At 60.4% G+C, this 16,437-nt stretch carries 17 protein-coding genes and 4 pseudogenes; 6 read left to right on the top strand and 15 right to left on the bottom strand.

Annotation, left to right across the window (positions count from 1 at the left end):
* Positions 1 to 111: 111 nt before the first annotated feature.
* Positions 112 to 417: a PepSY domain-containing protein gene (locus tag B348_RS0116070; protein WP_017737097.1), complete on the bottom strand. Its 306-nt coding sequence runs from the start codon at positions 415 to 417 to the stop codon at positions 112 to 114.
* 156 nt (positions 418 to 573) lie between these two features.
* Between B348_RS0116070 and B348_RS0116065 the strand changes: the two genes are divergently transcribed.
* On the top strand, positions 574 to 1,437 hold the full coding sequence (locus tag B348_RS0116065) for a sterol desaturase family protein (protein WP_017737096.1): 864 nt from the start codon (positions 574 to 576) through the stop codon (positions 1,435 to 1,437).
* Here B348_RS0116065 and B348_RS0116060 read toward each other — a convergent pair.
* Entirely contained in the window at positions 1,429 to 2,082 is a 654-nt protein-coding gene (locus tag B348_RS0116060) for a helix-turn-helix domain-containing protein (protein WP_017737095.1), read from the bottom strand. The genes B348_RS0116065 and B348_RS0116060 overlap by 9 nt on opposite strands.
* Positions 2,083 to 3,210 (bottom strand): glycerophosphodiester phosphodiesterase family protein, encoded by a 1,128-nt coding sequence (locus tag B348_RS0116055; RefSeq protein ID WP_017737094.1) that lies wholly within the window; start codon positions 3,208 to 3,210, stop codon positions 2,083 to 2,085.
* 232 nt (positions 3,211 to 3,442) lie between these two features.
* Between B348_RS0116055 and B348_RS0116045 the strand changes: the two genes are divergently transcribed.
* Positions 3,443 to 3,766 (top strand): DUF2025 family protein, encoded by a 324-nt coding sequence (locus B348_RS0116045; protein ID WP_017737092.1) that lies wholly within the window; start codon positions 3,443 to 3,445, stop codon positions 3,764 to 3,766.
* Positions 3,767 to 3,885: 119 nt separating this feature from the next.
* Here the strand turns inward: B348_RS0116045 and B348_RS0116040 are convergent, their stop codons facing one another.
* Entirely contained in the window at positions 3,886 to 4,206 is a 321-nt protein-coding gene (locus B348_RS0116040) for an antibiotic biosynthesis monooxygenase (RefSeq protein ID WP_017737091.1), read from the bottom strand.
* Positions 4,203 to 4,901 carry a CTP synthase gene (locus B348_RS0116035; protein WP_017737090.1) on the bottom strand — a complete coding sequence of 233 codons (699 nt, stop codon included), beginning with the start codon at positions 4,899 to 4,901 and terminating at the stop codon, positions 4,203 to 4,205. The genes B348_RS0116040 and B348_RS0116035 overlap by 4 nt, the downstream gene beginning before the upstream one ends.
* A gap of 80 nt (positions 4,902 to 4,981) precedes the next feature.
* Here B348_RS0116035 and B348_RS0116030 point away from each other — a divergent pair, with 80 nt between their 5' ends.
* Positions 4,982 to 5,860, top strand: coding sequence for a LysR family transcriptional regulator (locus B348_RS0116030; protein WP_017737089.1), 879 nt, complete (start codon positions 4,982 to 4,984; stop codon positions 5,858 to 5,860).
* A 126-nt stretch (positions 5,861 to 5,986) separates the two neighbouring features.
* Here B348_RS0116030 and B348_RS0116025 read toward each other — a convergent pair whose 3' ends face one another.
* The 5 genes and pseudogenes from B348_RS0116025 to B348_RS0116010 form a co-directional block, all read right to left on the bottom strand.
* Entirely contained in the window at positions 5,987 to 6,499 is a 513-nt protein-coding gene (locus B348_RS0116025) for a DUF1003 domain-containing protein (RefSeq protein ID WP_017737088.1), read from the bottom strand.
* A 77-nt stretch (positions 6,500 to 6,576) separates the two neighbouring features.
* A pseudogene (locus tag B348_RS1000000132230) lies at positions 6,577 to 7,011 on the bottom strand (methyl-accepting chemotaxis protein); the annotation flags it as partial.
* A gap of 117 nt (positions 7,012 to 7,128) precedes the next feature.
* Positions 7,129 to 7,896 (bottom strand): annotated as a pseudogene (locus tag B348_RS1000000132225) (PAS domain-containing protein); the annotation flags it as partial.
* Positions 7,897 to 8,159: 263 nt separating this feature from the next.
* On the bottom strand, positions 8,160 to 9,218 hold the full coding sequence (locus tag B348_RS0116015; protein WP_017737086.1) for a diguanylate cyclase: 1,059 nt from the start codon (positions 9,216 to 9,218) through the stop codon (positions 8,160 to 8,162).
* 187 nt (positions 9,219 to 9,405) lie between these two features.
* Positions 9,406 to 10,032: a TetR/AcrR family transcriptional regulator gene (locus B348_RS0116010; RefSeq protein ID WP_017737085.1), complete on the bottom strand. Its 627-nt coding sequence runs from the start codon at positions 10,030 to 10,032 to the stop codon at positions 9,406 to 9,408.
* A 123-nt stretch (positions 10,033 to 10,155) separates the two neighbouring features.
* On the opposite strand from B348_RS0116010, the gene B348_RS0116005 reads away from it, so the two are divergent.
* From B348_RS0116005 to B348_RS0115995, 3 genes are all read left to right on the top strand, one after another.
* On the top strand, positions 10,156 to 11,214 hold the full coding sequence (locus B348_RS0116005; protein ID WP_017737084.1) for an MBL fold metallo-hydrolase: 1,059 nt from the start codon (positions 10,156 to 10,158) through the stop codon (positions 11,212 to 11,214).
* 108 nt (positions 11,215 to 11,322) lie between these two features.
* Positions 11,323 to 12,063, top strand: coding sequence for a hypothetical protein (locus B348_RS01000000130080; protein WP_157356514.1), 741 nt, complete (start codon positions 11,323 to 11,325; stop codon positions 12,061 to 12,063).
* A 130-nt stretch (positions 12,064 to 12,193) separates the two neighbouring features.
* Positions 12,194 to 13,684, top strand: a complete 1,491-nt coding sequence (locus B348_RS0115995; RefSeq protein ID WP_017737082.1) for an amidase family protein — start codon at positions 12,194 to 12,196, stop codon at positions 13,682 to 13,684.
* Between the two features lie 125 nt (positions 13,685 to 13,809).
* Here the strand turns inward: B348_RS0115995 and B348_RS0115990 are convergent, their stop codons facing one another.
* The 5 genes and pseudogenes from B348_RS0115990 to B348_RS1000000131050 all read right to left on the bottom strand — a co-directional run.
* On the bottom strand, positions 13,810 to 14,190 hold the full coding sequence (locus B348_RS0115990) for a helix-turn-helix transcriptional regulator (RefSeq protein ID WP_017737081.1): 381 nt from the start codon (positions 14,188 to 14,190) through the stop codon (positions 13,810 to 13,812).
* A 105-nt stretch (positions 14,191 to 14,295) separates the two neighbouring features.
* On the bottom strand, positions 14,296 to 15,243 hold the full coding sequence (locus tag B348_RS0115985; protein ID WP_017737080.1) for a hypothetical protein: 948 nt from the start codon (positions 15,241 to 15,243) through the stop codon (positions 14,296 to 14,298).
* Positions 15,244 to 15,392: 149 nt separating this feature from the next.
* Entirely contained in the window at positions 15,393 to 16,037 is a 645-nt protein-coding gene (locus B348_RS0115980) for an HAD-IB family hydrolase (protein ID WP_017737079.1), read from the bottom strand.
* An 8-nt stretch (positions 16,038 to 16,045) separates the two neighbouring features.
* Positions 16,046 to 16,219: pseudogene (locus tag B348_RS1000000132220) on the bottom strand (HNH endonuclease); the annotation flags it as partial.
* Positions 16,220 to 16,284: 65 nt separating this feature from the next.
* A pseudogene (locus tag B348_RS1000000131050) lies at positions 16,285 to 16,437 on the bottom strand (ribonucleotide-diphosphate reductase subunit beta); the annotation flags it as partial.

Genomic DNA, 16,437 nt, shown 5'->3' with positions numbered 1-16,437 from the left:
AAATGTGGGAGCTGGCTTGCCTGCGATGGCGGACTGTCAGGTGGCCGATTCGGTGTCTGACAGTCCGCCATCGCGGGCAAGCCCGCTCCCACATTGGGTTCTGGGTTTTGATCAGGTATCGAGTTTGTTTTCCAGCACTTCGCTGGTCTTGGCGTCGAGCTTCACGTCCCACTTTTTGCCGCTGGTGTCGGTCATGTCCACTTCGTAGACCAGGCGACCGGCTTCGTCGTCCAGCTCGGTGTCATTGATGGTGGCGCCGGGGTGTTTGGCCAGGGCGTCTTTGTTGAGCTGCTCGAAAGGCTTCACCGCGCCGGACTGCAACAGGCTTGGAATCTGGTCTGGGCGCACATCGGCCTGGGCCAGGCCGGCGGTCAGGGTCAAGGCGGTGGCGGCGAACAAAGCGGTCAGGGTTTTCATCGTGTGTGTGTCCTTTTCGGGTGAGCTGTTTAAGTGGCCTCAGGTTAGCCAGCGCAACTTAATTCACCCTTAATTAATTCAAGCGGTTGCGCAGTTTGTTCAAGCCGCCGGGCGCGCGGGATTTCATGCTGGGTCCTCACTTGAAGGGAGACTCGGATGAAACGGTTAGTCAGTTGGATCTATGCGCCGGCATTTCTGCTGGGCTTTATCGGCTGGGCGCTCTGCCAGCCGCAGTGGCTGCTGTTGATATTTGCCACGGCGGTGGCGGTGTCGTTCCTCGCGGAGCAGTGGTTGCCCTACGAACCGCAGTGGAATCGCAGCCTGGGCGATCGCCGCCGCGACACCTTGCATGCGCTGGTCAACGAAAGCCTCAACGCCCTGGGCCTGTTGATCCTGCCGGGGCTTACGGCGTTGTTGGCGTTCGACGGCATCTGGCCGCGTGGCTGGCCGTTGTGGCAGCAGCTGCTGATGGCCATCGTGCTGGCCGATGCGGGCATCACCCTGATGCACTACGCCAGCCATCGCATCGCGCCGTTGTGGCGTTTGCATGCGGTGCACCACAGCGTGCAGCGCCTCTATGGTTTCAACGGCCTGATGAAGCATCCCTTGCATCAAATGCTTGAAGCCACCGCAGGCTTGCTGCCGCTGGTCCTGCTGGGCATTCCCCTGGACGTGGCCCTGTTGCTGGCGCTGGCGATTGCCGTGCAGTTGCTGTTGCAGCATTCCAACGTCGACATGCGCCTGGGGCCGTTGCGCTGGGTGTTCGCCTGGGCGCCGGTGCATCGCTTTCACCATATGAAATACGGGCGCGCCGGGGATGTGAATTTCGGCTTGTTTTTCAACCTGTGGGACTGGCTGCTGGGCACGGCGTTTTACCGCGATGACTACCGCATGGGCCCGGGGGATTTGGGCATTGGCAGCCGGCCGGATTTTCCGGTGGACTATGGCGCGCAATTGCGTGACCCGTTCATGCCGGTACGTACCGGCAAGGAGCCGCCGTTGCCCGACGCGCTACGGTAGCAGTCGCACGTCCAGCTGGCGCAATGACGCCGCCGCCGTGACGCCGAACAACTGCTTCATGGTCCGCGAAAAATGCGCCGAATCGGCAAACCCCGCGCCGTGTGCGGCTTGGGTCAGCGTGTTGCCGGCGAGGGCCAATTGCAGGGCGACACGCAAGCGTCGCCACAGCACCAGGCGGCGCACGGGTACACCGAGGCGATGGCTGAACAGGCGCTCCAACTGGCTGAGCGACAGGTGCGCCGCCTCGGCCAACACCTGGGCCGACACCTTGCCGCCCAGCTGTTGATCCAGGGCGCTGAGGGCGCGTTCCAGGCGCGGGTCATCCAGGCTGCGCCGGGGCAGTTGGCGCAAGGCGTCCAGGGACAAGTCCGCGTGCAGCAACGGGGCGAGATCAAACACGGCAGGTTCGGCATACAACACCGTGACCTCGCCCTGTGTTTCAAGAATGGCGTGGGTGTGTCGCGAAGGAATGAACAGGCGATGGGCCGTGAGGACCTGGCCCTCCAGACTGACCGTGATCGGTGAGCCCTTGCTGCACATCAACTGATGCGCGTAGTGCGCATGGGGCGCGGTGCGCCCCAGCTCGCCGAGGATCAGGCCGTAGTCACGGCCCAACCACAAGCGGCCCGACCATTCGGCCTTCACTCAGTACTTATAGTCGTTCAGCAGGTCTTGCACGCTGGACGACGGCCAGCGCTTGTAGAACTTCAACAGTTCGGCGGCGCGGTTGGTGAAGATGCCATCGACGCCGGCCTTCATCACTTTGTCGAAGTCCACCGGCTCATCGACGGTGTAGACGTGCACCAGCAGGCCTTTGTCGTGGGTCAGCGCGTTCATCTCAGGCTTGACCAGGTCCGAATAGCTTTGATCGCCGTGAGCGGTCAGCTCCGCCGAAGGACCGGTGCCGATGGCGCCCAGGCTCTTGGCTTCGTCTACCCACTTCTCGAACTCGGCGGCGTCTTTCGGCTCTTGCTTGGCGTAGTAGGCGGCCTTGGTGGTTTCGCCGGACTCGGCGAAGGTCTGCGTGGATTTTGGCTCGATGCTGCCTTCACCGACCCACAACAGCAGGATCTTCGGGGTGTTCGGCATTTCTTTCTGCAGCTCGACCAGGCTGGATTTTTCGAAGGTTTGCAGCACCACGCGGCCCTTGCCCTGGCCGACGCCGGTGTTGCTCTTGCCCAGCTTGGAACCGGCGGAGCTCAACCAGCCCTTATCCAGCAGCTTGTTTTTCAGGTCGGCTTCGATGCCCGGGAATTGCTTGGGCTCCTTGGTCTCGATGTACAGGCCGGGTTTGTGCTGCGGGTTGCCCTCGGCGATCTTGATGATGTCGTCCAGGCTGAGGATTTTCAGGCCGACAAAACCCGGGCGCGCACGCTCGGGGTAGGCGGCGTTGAACCAGCTGCCGGCGTCGAGGGTTTGCAGTTCTTTCCAGGTGAATTCGTTGGCCGGCGCGTCTTTGCGCTCGGGGAACTTGGTGGCCACGTCGGTGGTGCGCTGCAGGTTGTTGTCGTGCAGGGCGAACAGCACGCCGTCCTTGCTACGCTGCAGGTCCATTTCCAGGTAGTCGGCACCCAGGTCGCGGGCGACCTTGTAGGCGGCAGCAGTGGATTCGGGGGCGTCGTAGGACGCGCCACGGTGGGCGATGACCGCCGGGTAGGGAATGCCTTCGTTGGTTGCCAATTCAGCCGGGCTGATGGGGCCCGCAGCCTGTGCCTGGCCAAGGCCCAGCATGAGTGCGAGCAGCAGGGCGCTCTTGGTAAACGTGACAGGCATATGCGAAGTCCTTTCGAGGAGGTAGCTTTTAGAAGGCCTCCTTTTTAACAATTGATTGCGAATGGCGCTATCACCAAACCGACATTAACGTGCGTGGGCGTCAATTTTCTCGGTTTTTTTGTGGAGCATTGCAGTAATCTTGTGCGAAGCTGCCCCATTAGAGGGCTGCAATTTCTGCCACGCGTGTAAACCATCTTTCCAGTCCCTGTGGGACTTTTCAGTGAGGTTTACCATGCGCATCACTTCCGAGCTTATCTGCCAGGCCGCCGACCAACTCCACGGCTTTGTTGGCCTAAACCGCAAGACCGGCCAATACATCGTGCGTTTCAGCGAGGACTCCTTCGGCATGGACGTGGCCGACGACGGCATCATCCCCACCGCCGAATTTGTCTGGCTGCCGGCCACGGATGACACCATGACCTTGTCGCGCGAGCGTATCCAGTTGCTGCTGGACCAGAATATCGACGACCGCATCAACATCAGCGAGCCGCTGCGGGTGTATATGCGTCGGGTGGAAGTTCCGCAGATCAGTGCGTTGCGCAGTCTGGTCAGCTAAGTCACCACACATTTGTGATGTTATAGAGAACCCAATGTGGGAGCTGGCTTGCCTGCGATGACAGTGTTGAATTCACTACAGCCATCGCAGGCAAGCCAGCTCCCACAGGGGGCGGCATTTCAGTTCTGGAATGTGTAGGCCCGTTCGACTTTGCATACCCGTGTCTGGAACGCTGAATACCAACGGACCCGCCCTTGCTCGCGCACCGCCTGGTGCTCCGCGTGCCGCTTCCACGCGAGGATCGCCGCTTCGCTTTCCCAATACGACACGGTAATCCCCAGCCCGTCCTCCCGCGCCGATTCCACCCCGAGAAACCCCGGCTGTTCACGCGCCAGTTCCAACATGCGCGTGGCGGCCTCGCCGTAGCCGTGGTCACCCGCGGTGCGCTGCGAGCTGAAAATCACTGCGTAGTAGGGCGGGGCGGGTGTGTGGGCGATCATGCCGACACCGCCTGGCAAGCCTTGAGCAAGGCCACGGCCAGCGGCGGGGTGATGCCCTTGAGCGCGGCGCGTTCGGGTTGGAACAGGGTGGCGACGAAGAACGGGTGGTCGAGCAATTCCACCGCGCGCAGATCGCCGGAGGCGTCGTGGCCGCTGGGAATCAGGTCTGCGTCCAGCAAGGCCTGCAGAAACTCGGGGTTTGCGCCATAACGGCAGCGGTAGCCCTCGTGCAGATCCAACGAGCCGTAAGCCTCGGCGATGCGGGTGTAGGGCACCAAACGCACGCTATCGGTCGCTTCCACCAACGCGCAGCTCAAAGGTGCGATCACGGCGCGTTTGGCGTCGGGCGCCAACTCGCCATGTTCGGCATCCGCCCAACCCAATACGTTGCGCGCATATTCCAGCAGCGCGTGTTGAAAACCGGCACAGGTGCCGAGGAAAGGTCGCTGCTGCTCGCGGGCAAAACGGATCGCCCGCAGTGCGCCGTCGATGTCGCGGTAGGGGCTGGCGGGCACGCACCAGAAACCGTCGAAACCATGCAGTGACGGGCGCGTATCGGTATCGAGCCAGTGCAGGTGAACCGTCAGGCCGAGCGCGTCGGCGGCCTGTTGCAGCGCCACGGGAATGGCCTGGTGCGCGGTCACCTCAGGGTTGTAATCGCCGATCAGGGCGAGGTTCAACGTCGTGCTTTTCATCGTGTGCATCCCATGGCTTGTGGTGTCCTGGGGCGCACTATAGATTGGCGTTTGCGCAATCAATATTGGCGTTTACCCATATGTTCAATGCATCGACGCACTATCAAATCGAACACGCCGACTTGTCGCTGATCCTCGCCCTGGTGCGCGGTGGCACCCTGGCGCGAGCGGCGGGGTTATTGCGTGTGGATGTGTCCACGGTGTTCCGCGCGGTGCGGCGCCTGGAGGCAGCGTTGGGCCAGACGCTGTTTGAAAAAAGCCGCACGGGCTACCTGCCCAACAGCCTGGCCCGGGACCTGGCGCAGCAGGCCGAGCGCGCCGAACAAGCCCTGGAGGCGGCGCGCATTGGTGTGGAGCAGGGCGGTGAAGTGATCAGCGGCACCGTGCGCCTGACCTGTACCGACTCGGTGTTGCAAGGTTTGTTGCTGCCGGCGCTGGCGCAGTTCATGCCGGGTTACCCGGCGCTGACCCTGGAGCTGAGTACCTCGAATGACTTCGCCAACCTCAGCCGCCGTGATGCGGATATTGCCCTGCGCCTGACCAAGACACCGCCGGAGCACCTTGTAGGACGCTGCCTGGGTGAAGTCGCCTATCAGGTCTGCGCCAGTCCGGCGTATGCCCGCCAGCACGCGGGGCGTGAGCTGGCCGAATTGGCGTGGATCGCGCCGGACGACTTCCTGCCGGATCACCCGACGGTCGTCTGGCGGCGCGAGCATTTGCCGGGTGTACGCCTCGGTTACCGCTGCAACAGCATGTTGTCGGTCACCGAGTTGGTGCGTGCAGGCTTGGGCGTGGCGGCGTTGCCGGATTTCTTGTTGGATGACGGGTTGCAACCGTTGGGGCCGGCGTTGGCCGGGCATGATACGGCGCTGTGGCTGCTCACCCGCCCCGATTGCCGGGCGTTGCGCTCGGTGGTGACGTTGTTTGATGAGTTGGGCAAGGCCTTACGCACAACATGAATCTAATGGGGGAGCTGGCTTGTGTGGGAGCTGGCTTGCCTGCGATAGCGGACTGTCAGGTGGGTGATTCAGCGGCTGACACACCGCTATCGCGGGCAAGCCCGCTCCCACAGGGGAGCATCGGTGTTATTGGGGTTTGCGTACGAACTGCTCATGCATTTCACACGTCAGTGTTTCGATGCGTTCGGTCAGTTGCTTGGTCATTTCCGTCAGCCGGGTGTTTTGCTCCAGCAGTTCCAGCAACTGCCTGGTGGTTTGCGCGGCTTGGGCCTGGCGTTCGGTGTTGGCCACGGCCAAGGCTTCGCGGTGTTGCGCGTCGGCGTCGGACTGGGCTTTATCGCGCGCGGCCTGGCGCGTCTGGGCCAGCAGGATCAACGGCGCGGCGTAGGCCGATTGCAGGCTGAAGGCCAGGTTGAGCAGGATGAACGGGTACACGTCAAAGTGGGTGACGCCGGTCATGTTCAGCACCACCCACAACACCACGATGGCGGTCTGTGCGCCAAGGAAGGTCGGCGTGCCGAAGAAGCGCGCGAAGGCTTCGGCCTTGAGGGCAAAGGTGTCGTTGCCAAAGGTCGGCGCCAAGTGGGCGTGGGGGCGGTGAAAACGCAGGTGGTCGACTTCGGGTTTGTCTGGGGTCATGGCGGGCTCGGATCATCAACATAGAGACAGGCAATCACTATAGACCGAGCCCTCGGCCCCTACGCATGAAGATCGGGTCAGCTGCCGCCGCGTTCATTAGCAAACGCACTCACCGCCTGTACCGCCTCGCTGGTGCCTTCACGAGTCTGCAGGATCACCGTGCCGGCACGGTTGGCCAGGTCGACGCCTTGCGCGGCGCGGTCGCGGGTGCCGTCCATGCTGTGGATGGCCTGGCGGGTTTCGTCCTGGATCATCGCGATCATGCTGGAAATTTCCGTGGTGGAGCCGCTGGTGCGCGCGGCCAGTTGACGGACTTCATCGGCCACCACGGCAAATCCCCGGCCCTGCTCGCCGGCACGCGCGGCTTCGATGGCGGCGTTCAGTGCCAGCAGGTTGGTCTGGTCGGCAATGCCACGGATGGTATTGACGATGGCAGTGATCTGCTGTGAGCGCTCGCCGAGCTTGGCGATCAATTGGGAGGAGCCGTCAATGTCGGCGGCAATTTCCCGCATGCCGCTGGCGGTTTGCTGAATCACCTCGGCGCCTTTTTCCGCGATGTCACGGGTATTCAGGGAGATGTGATACGCCTGGGCCGCGCTGGCTGCGTCGGCGCTGTGTTGTTGCACCATGGCGGTGACGTCGGAGGCGAACTTGACCACTTTGCACAGGCGCCCGCCGGCGTCGTACACCGGGTTGTAATTGGCTTCCAGCCACACGGTGTGGCCCTGTTTGTCCACGCGCTCGAACTGGCCGCTGAACATCTCGCCCTGGTTCAGGCGTCGCCAGAAGTCGCTGTAGGTTGAACTGTTGGCCAATTCCGGTGTGCAGAACAGACGGTGATGCTGGCCCTGGATCTGGGTGAGGCTGTAACCCATGCGCTGCAGGAAGTTTGCATTGGCGGTGAGGATGGTGCCGTCGAGGTTGAACTCGATCACCGCCATGGCGCGGCCGATGGCGTCCAGCTTGGCGTTGGCTTCACTTTCGGCCTGCATGCGCGGGGTGACGTCCATGGCGTATTTCACCACTTTGAGCACGCGGCCGGCCTCGTCACGTACCGGGTTGTAGCTGGCTTCGAGCCACACTGACTGGCCGGTGCCTGCCACGCGTTCGAATGTGCCTGATTGGAATTGACCATTACGCAGGTTCGTCCACAGCTGGCTGTACTCGGTGCTGCGGGCGAAGGCGGGCGTGCAGAACAGCCGGTGGGACTGGCCCAGGATCTGTTCGGCGCGGTAGCCCATGGTCTTGAGGAAGTTGTCGTTGGCCCGCAGTACGTTGCCTTGCAGGTCGAACTCGATGACTGCCATGGAGCGTTCGATGGCGTCGAGCAGGCTGGCCTGTTGGGCGACGGTGTGTTGCAGGGTGCTGATGGTTTTTTTATGGGCGTTGAATAGCATATTCGGGTGCTCGGGCAAGCAAGCTTCGGGGTTATCCATGCAAAGTCGCCTGCCCCCGTAGAGTGCCTGACGCTACGGTTGACGTGCTCATTGTCAGCTTCCGGGTGCTGACAGCAGGGGTTAAACAACGGGCTTCAGAGTCGCGCGATGCGTCAGAAGTTCGGCCATGGGCTGGCACTTTTCACCGGAGGCGACCAGTGGAGGCATTATGCTATCGCCGCGGGCGCTGGCTAGAAAATTCAGACGAGGTGTCGTCGGACAACTTAGGCGGAATGGGCCACGGGATAGGCGCTGATATTGACCCGGTTGCGCCCGGTGGCTTTGGCGGCGTACAGCGCGCGATCCGCGGCGTTGAGCCACATGGCGGCGTCGCTGAAGCCGGGCTGGAAGTCGGCCAGGCCGATGCTCAGGCTCACGCGCAATTCAGGGATCTGCGGGTTGCGATAGTTGCCGAATGTCTCGCGCATGCGCTCCATCACTTGCGCGGCTTCTTCCAAGGGCATTTGCGGAAGAATCACACAGAACTCATCGCCACCGTAACGTCCGGCCAAGTCGTTTTCCCGTAGGTTGCGCCGCAGTTCCAGGCTGAGCTGGCGCAGGACAGCGTCACCGACGATATGGCCGTGGGTGTCATTGATCTGTTTGAAGTGGTCGATGTCGATCAGCGCGATGCTGGCGTGGCTTTGTTGTTGCTGGCACTTGTGGAACTTGATGTGCAGCAGGTCCTTCCAGGAGCCGTGGTTGAGCAGCCCGGTGAGGCTGTCGGTGCGACTCAGCGCGCTGAGGGCGCGCTTGTGCTCTGACAGTTTTATCGCCAATTGATAGCAGACGGTGCCAATGGCCATGGGGTAGAGGGTCAACATCGGCAGGCAGGCATAGACCTGGAGCAGGCTGACATCCGCGTTGAACCGGGCGCCGAACAGTAGCCATGCGACACCGACACCAACGGCCTGTGCCAGCAGGCCGCGCAGAAACAGGCGCTTGCCACCGGCGGCGACGTTGTTCATGGCCATCATCGACAGGATCGTCACGGCGGTCAGGGGTGTGAACTGGGTGGCCGCCGCCCAGAACCCGCCGAAAAGCGAGTCGTAGATCAGGTTGCGTTGTTCGGCCTGGTAGGGGAATTGGGCGCGGGTTGAAAGCTGATACGCCACATGCGCCCAGGCAAAGCCGTTGAACAGCAGGAACGCCCAGACCCAGCCGGGCATGGCCAGTGGGTAAAGGGCGGCGGCGACGCTGATGCTGCCGATGCCCAGGCCAATAATCCTTGGCTTGTAGATACGCTTGGCAAACGAAAGCCCTTTGCCTTGTCTGTTTTCCATAAGTTCTGAGTCAGCTCAATTCTGCAGATGCAACAGCGCGCGATCCCGGCTTCACCGTTGATCGGATAATTCGTTGATTATTGTCAGTTATTTGCAACGCAATAATCAGTGGCCTTACAGGCCATTTGCGCAAAACAGAGGGCGAATGCGTCAAAAACGACCCGCGATGTCGTTTCGACGATAGGTTTTACAACGGCTTGGCGGGGCGCGCTTCGTAGCCGGCCAGGAACAGGTCGATGGCCGACTCGATCACGCTGGCCTGGCTGGCGGCGTCGAGGGTGGGTTGGCCGAGGGTGATCTGGGGCCAGAACGCAAACGCCTTGAGCAGGCTCTGGATCTGGTGGGCGGCGAAGGCCGGGTCGGTGCAACTGAGCCGGCCGTCTTCCTGGGCGGCGCGGACCCACTGGGTAAAACCTTCTTCGCGTTGGCTCAGGCGGGTGACCATGTCTTGCGCACGTTCCGGCGAGTGGATGGTGGCGGCGATGGCGACCCTGGCCAGGTCGAGGAAGTTGGCATCCGCCATCATCTTCATCTTCGCCTCCAGCAACCCGCGCAATTGCTCGCGCAGCGGGCGGTCGCTCGCATAACCCACGTCCAGTTGAGCAACGCTGCTCGCCCAGAGTTGGTGAAGGATTTCGGCGAACAGTTCTTCCTTGCTCGGGAAGTGGTTGTACACGGTGCGCTTGGAAACGCCGGCGGTGGCGGCGATCTTGTCCATGCTGGTGACCTCGAAACCGTTGGCGCGAAACTCGGCGATGGCGGCGGCCACGATGGCTTCGCGTTTGCGGTCGGTGAGGCGTTGAGGAGCAGTCATGGCGGGTGTTCGGCTCTTTGGGGAAAATTACACTCGGTAGTTTACTTGTTCCGGCTTTTGTTGCAATCTTGAAACTACACTGTGCAGTGTAACTTTTCAGCGGCCCGTAGGAGTCACCTGGTAATGGCCACGATCTCATCCCGTGTCGCCCCTTCGCCCAAGGCGCGTAAACCTGCCGAGCAGGAACAGAGCCACTTCAGCAACGACGCTCCCGTGCAGCACGGCGGCTTGGGCAAGACCTTGCGTATTTTCTGGAATATGTTGTTCAACAAGCCGCGCAGTACGCGACCGGTGGGCAGGATCCCGGTGCAACCGCTGACCCGTGAGCAACTGCTGGCCGCGCCTGATCACAGCGTGTTTCGCCTAGGGCATTCCACCGTACTGCTGAAAATGCGCGGCAAGTTCTGGATCACCGACCCGGTGTTCGCCGAGCGTGCCTCACCGTTCAGTTGGGCGGGCCCCAAGCGTTTCCATCAGCCGCCGATCAGCCTTGACGAGCTGCCACCGCTGGAGGCCGTGATCCTTTCCCACAATCATTACGACCATCTTGATCACAAGGCTGTCGTCCAATTGGCGGAGAAGACCCGCTGGTTTCTGGCACCGCTCGGTGTGGGCGACATTCTGGTCAAGTGGGGCGTCGATCCCGGCAAGGTGCGGCAACTGGATTGGTGGCAGGGCACTGAGGTGGACGGCATTCGTTTTGTCGCTACGCCTGCACAACATTTTTCCGGGCGTGGTTTGTTTGACGGCAACCAGACCCTGTGGTGCTCCTGGGTGATGATCGACGGTGCGCGGCGGATCTTCTTCAGTGGTGATACCGGCTACTTCGATGGCTTCAAAAGCATCGGCGCGCAATACGGCCCGTTTGACCTGACGCTGATGGAAACAGGCGCTTACAACGTCGATTGGCCCCACGTGCACATGCAGCCGGAGCAAACCCTGCAAGCGCATATCGACCTCAAGGGCCGCTGGTTGCTGCCGATCCACAATGGCACGTTCGACCTGGCGTTCCATGCCTGGCACGAACCCTTCGACCGCATCATGGCCCTGGCGTGGGAGCGCAATGTGTCGATCACCACGCCGGCGATGGGCCAGGCGTTCAGCTTGAACCAGCCAGAACGCGGGCATGCATGGTGGCTGGAAGTGGAGGCTCAGGGCGCATACGAAGCGGCAGCTGGCTGAGGGCTGCGTGCAGGAAAAAAGGAGTTTTCAGAGTGTTTCAGTCCTGCGACAAGTGTCAGTTGAGAGTGCGATGATCCCGGCAACGTCATTGTCCGGGGGTAGGTATTGATGGAACGCGATTGTGAGAAGAACTGGCATTTAGGCATGTCGTGCCAGCTTGGCTTGGCGCCTTCGGCCTCCGCAGAAATCGGGGGGCATGAGTCCGTGTTGCCCCTAGTGAATACCCAGAATACCAACCCCTCCGGTATTGTCTTCGGCGCCGCGCACCCTGAGGGGGCAGTGCGTATCCCGGGATACAACGCGCTGGCCCCACATGTGAAAACGGTGCGGGATCCTTCGTTGTCACTGATCGCCTTGAGTGGCATCGAGCCGACGGGACCGGTGATGGTGGAAGTTCCCCTGGTGCTCAACAACACCGTCTTTACTTCTTCGAGGGCACTGGCGGGTTGGCGCATCGGTTATGTCGGTCGGTACGTGCGCGCAGGTCATGCTGAACCCGTCGAACAGGGCAGCGCCTTGCGTCAAGTGTTTGAAGTCCTTCGCCAGGCCAGTGTGCAATGGGTCGCGGTGGACGCGAAACGCGCGGATGAGTCTCTTGAGTTCACCTTGCAGGCCTGCAATGACATCGATGATCTCGTGACCCGGTATCGGCTTGACGCCCTGGTATCCGTTGAGGGGGACGGGGCGTTTCGGGGGGCGTGCGCAAGTGGATACAGCAGTATCTGCGTACCGCTGGAGGGGGGAGTGAAACTCTGGTTTTATGGCGCGAGGTGGTCGCGGGACTCACTGGACACCCTGGTGCAGGTGTATCGACAGCATGCTTCTGGCTTATCGGAGCGCCAAGGGTAACTACAGGTTGCGTTGATTCTTCTCACCGCTGAAGTGGCAGGGGGCTTAACGCCAGGGAGACGCTGGGGTACTTAGACTGACGCACGGATCGACACTGATCCTTCGTCAAGTCTGCCCTCAGGAGGCACGTATGATTGGTATTGCGTACGGCGTGTATTCGTTTGTCCAGCAGGCTTTTCAGCAGCCGGTGACAGGTTCGTCCCCCGCGGGCTCAAAAGCGCTTCCCCCCGGTACGGCATTCTTGAGTGTCCGCGAACTGGGTGAGCAGATGGCCCGGCCGGGTGGGTTGACCTCGGTCGATCTGGTCGGTTTTCTGCAAGAGCGTATTCGTCGGCTTGATCCGCAACTACGCTCCGTCATTGAGCTTAATCCCGAGGCACTGGAGAGCGCGCGGGAGTTGGATCGCGAGCGCGCCAGTGGCAAGGTGCGCGGGCCATTGCATGGCATTCCCGTTTTACTCAAGGACACTATTGAAACCGCAGGCATGCAAACCAGTGCAGGCGCCAATGGTCTGGTGGGCGCACCTGCCGGGAGGAATGCCACACTCGTGGAGTATTTGATCAAGCAGGGCGCGGTGATCCTGGGCAAAACCAATATGACGGAACTGGCCGGTTTTCGCGGTGGCCCCGATGGCTGGAGCAGTCGCGGTGGGCAAACCCGCAACCCACATCACCCGGACGCCGACGTCGGCGGCTCCAGTTCCGGCTCCGCCGCGGCGGTTGCTGCGGGGTTGGCGCCCTTGGCCGTTGGCGCCGAAACCAATGGATCAATCATCGTGCCGGCGGCGTTTAATGGCATCGTGGGGCTTAAACCCAGTGTTGGCTTGCTGGATCGCAATGGAATCATCCCGGCCAGCCAGCGCCAGGATACGCCCGGCCCAATGGCTCGTTCAGTCCATGATGTTGCGTTGATGCTCAACGCTATGTCGGGTGACCCGGAAAGCCAGGGCACAACGCCTGGGATCGATTACACCAAACTTCTGGTGCCTGGCGCATTAAAGGGAAAACGTATCGGCTATCCCGCGACGTTTACCAGGGATGGCGAAAACCTGCCGGTGGAGAACAGCCCGCAATTCAGCAAAACCCTGGAAGTGCTTCGCGAGCAAGGCGCTGTATTGATACCGCTCAACCTGCGCCTGGCAGACGCTTCACGCTATGAAGAGTTGCTACTCTCGGACGTGAAGGAAGAACTGAATGCCTACCTGGCCAGTCGCCAGGGGTTGAAGAACAACTCGTTGTCCAAACTCATCGACTTTAATGACAAAGAGGAGGGTTCCGGCACGGACCACCAACCGGTGCTCAAGCAGATCGTTGCCTCCACCCTGACCCCACAAGAGCGCAAAGAGCATTGGGACGTACTGATCGAGGACTTTCGCCGCACTGTGGATGACCCCATCAAACAGGAAAATCTCGACGCCATAGTGTCGGACTTCGATACCAACATCTACTTTGGTGTAGCAGTAGCAGGGTATGCAGGGATCACTGTCCCGTCTGGAGTGAATGATGACAATCTGCCGACTGGCGCATATTTTTTCGGTACCGACAGGTCCGAAGCCACATTGCTCGCAGTGGCACATGGGTATGAGCAGGCGGCTCAAGTGGCGCTTAAACCGGTGCTTTGAGTGTTAGGCAGATGTACGGTAGGTGCCAAAAACAATGTGTTGGCTGCTGCCGCTGCAACGACAGACTCTCCGTCGCCACGGCTTACACTCGTGCGATGAGGTTTGCAGGTTGATCCGGATGGATCCTATGCCCCATTGGGCTGAGGGGCTGAGGAGTCAACGGATGTCGCTGTGGAACCCATCAGCCGCGAGATGATGCCTGGCTCGGCGGGTTGTGTAGGAGGGGCGCAAGGCTTGCGCACATTCATCCCCCACCCCGGTGCAAACCCCGGGAAGAACACCAGCCCTTCCGCTTCCAACCGAAACGCCAGGATCAAGCGGGTTTCATCCTCCACGTCGGCGTGGCTTTCAAAGCGTTGCACTGCTTCCAGCGCCACACCTGCCTGGCGGGCCAGGTCTTCGCGGCTCCAGCCCAGCATCGCGCGGGCCTGTGCGCTGTGCTTGGCGGTGAATTGGTGCAGGACGATCTGCTGTTCTACAGAAGAGCTCATTGCCAGGGAGGACATGGGGTTTCTCCAGGGTTTGACGGGGGAGGGCAAACTATACTGTGTTTTTGTACAGTTGTTTTGACCGTCTATCAACTGGATTTTTTTCATGGGCTCGGCGAGTCGTTATTCCACCCCTGGCGCTTCCCGAATAATCAGGTGGTCGAGGTTTTCGATGTTGACGCTGAACACCCCGAACGTCTGTTCGGGATTCTTCTTGCTGGGCACCTGTTTCAGCTCCGGTGTCACGCCGTAAAAGAAGCAATACAACGGCTGTTCACTGTCCGCTGCGGCCTTGATCTGCTCCAGGAAGGCTTTGCGTTTGCGGTAGTTCTCGATCAGTTTTTTACTCAGGTAGACGTTCACCGAGTAAGGCTTCTTGTCGAGCCACACCTTCTTTTCGAAGTCGATGCGAAAGCTGCTGGTGTAGTCCTTGATCGCCTTGATCCTGCCCCAGTAGATCAGGCCCTTGTTGTCTTGCAGGTATTCGATCTTCTTGAAAAATGCCCAGTAGGTCGCGGTATGGTCGCCGATCTTCAAGGGCATGCTTTTAAGCTTGTCCTTGTCGTCGATATTCGACACGTAGCATTCCACCGGGTGGGCGAACACGCTGGTTTTGTCCGGGGTGGTCTCAATGCCTGTGTGGGCGACAGTGCTGCGGCTTGAAGGAACTTTCGTTGGATCTTGCGGGGTGTTTCCTTCAGCGCCAGCGACGAGGGCTTTGCGCTCGTACTGACGGCGAACGAGCACAAATTCCGATGGGAAATTGTCCTCGCGCTCGTCGTCACTTTCACCGGATGCGGACTTGTGCGTGCTGGCATAACGGCAGCCGTCGATATGCCGGGTGCCGGTCTTGTTCTTGAAGTGCGGCGTGCGCTGGTAGTTGACGTTTTTTGCGTTGAAGGTGCTCAACGCATTGCCCGAATCGAAGGCTGCACGGCATTCATCGTTGGGGCAGAGGAAGCGGTCCTTGTCGGAGTCGAAATCCGCGGTTTCGTCGAAATTCAGGTCTCGTACGTCGTAGATCGACAGCTTTTCATCGAGACTCAGGCTATAGGCCGTGTCGAATTTCATGGGGCTCGGGTCCGTGGGAGGTTTCGCTATTAATAGCGGGATTTCACCCAAATATCAGCAACAGAAGCTATCAAATGTGGGAGCTGTCGAGCCCTAGCGAGGCTGCGAAGGGATCGACTCAATCTTCTTGCCCACCCTATCCACTGGCATCACCGCTGCAACCGAGCCCGCTTTTTCTTCGCATGAAAATGCCGAAAATGCGCATCCTGCGCCGCCGCCAGCAACTCCCGATCCCCGCGCGTATCACCCCAGGCCCTGAGCCGATATTCCCCCAGGTCCCCATACACCGCTTCAAGGCGCAGCACCTTGTTTTCACACCGGCAATTATTCCCGGTGAGCTTGCCGGTCAACACCCCGTCGACCACCTCAAGCTCGGTGCCAATCAACTTGATCCCCAGGCGATCGGCAAACGGCTGCAACACCAGCGCCGGGGATGCCGAGCACAGTGTCACCACCGCTCCAGACTTCAACTCATCCGCCACCGACTGCAAGCCGCTGGGGCGCATCAACTTGTTCCAATACGCCTGGCAATAGGCCTGCGCCTGCTGTTGCACCCAAGCCTTCTCGACGCCAGTCATAAAGGTGCGGATCAACTGCGCCTTCAACTCATCCCGGCTGGTCAGCCGCAACAAAAACCGCAGCCCTGGCACCGCGAGCTTCACCATGCGCCGGCAGAATTCAGCCTTGCCAAAGGCAAACTTGAGGAACGGCACAAAACTGTCGTGGTGGGTCAGGGTGCCGTCGAAGTCAAAGACGGAAAGTACTTTGGCGTCAGCGGGGCCGGCTTCGAGCATGTCTGGGTTCACGGGTTGGCCTCGATCCTATCTAGTATTTTTTGGAGTACATCAGCTGTGACAGCAAGCGTTTGCTCACGTATCAATCGCTGATGGCAATTGGGGCACAAGGCTACAGCATTGCTGGTGCGATCCGAACCCTTCTGAACCAAGTGCCTGGTGCGATGTGCTTCAAGAAATGGCCAAACACGGGGCATAAAAAAGCCCTGAACACGTCAGGGCTTCTGGATGCTGCTTGGCTCAGGAATCAATCCCAGCTCAGCGCACCACCAGTTTGATACTCGATCACACGGGTTTCGAAGAAGTTTTTCTCTTTCTTCAAGTCCATGATCTCGCTCATCCACGGGAACGGGTTGGTCGTCCCTGGGTATTCTTCCTTCAAGCCAATCTGCGACAGGCG

This window comes from Pseudomonas sp. CBZ-4, from assembly GCF_000346755.1.
Taxonomy (GTDB): domain Bacteria; phylum Pseudomonadota; class Gammaproteobacteria; order Pseudomonadales; family Pseudomonadaceae; genus Aquipseudomonas.
Note: the sequence above shows the minus strand (reverse complement) of the source record. Positions and strands in the feature narration are given on the sequence as shown.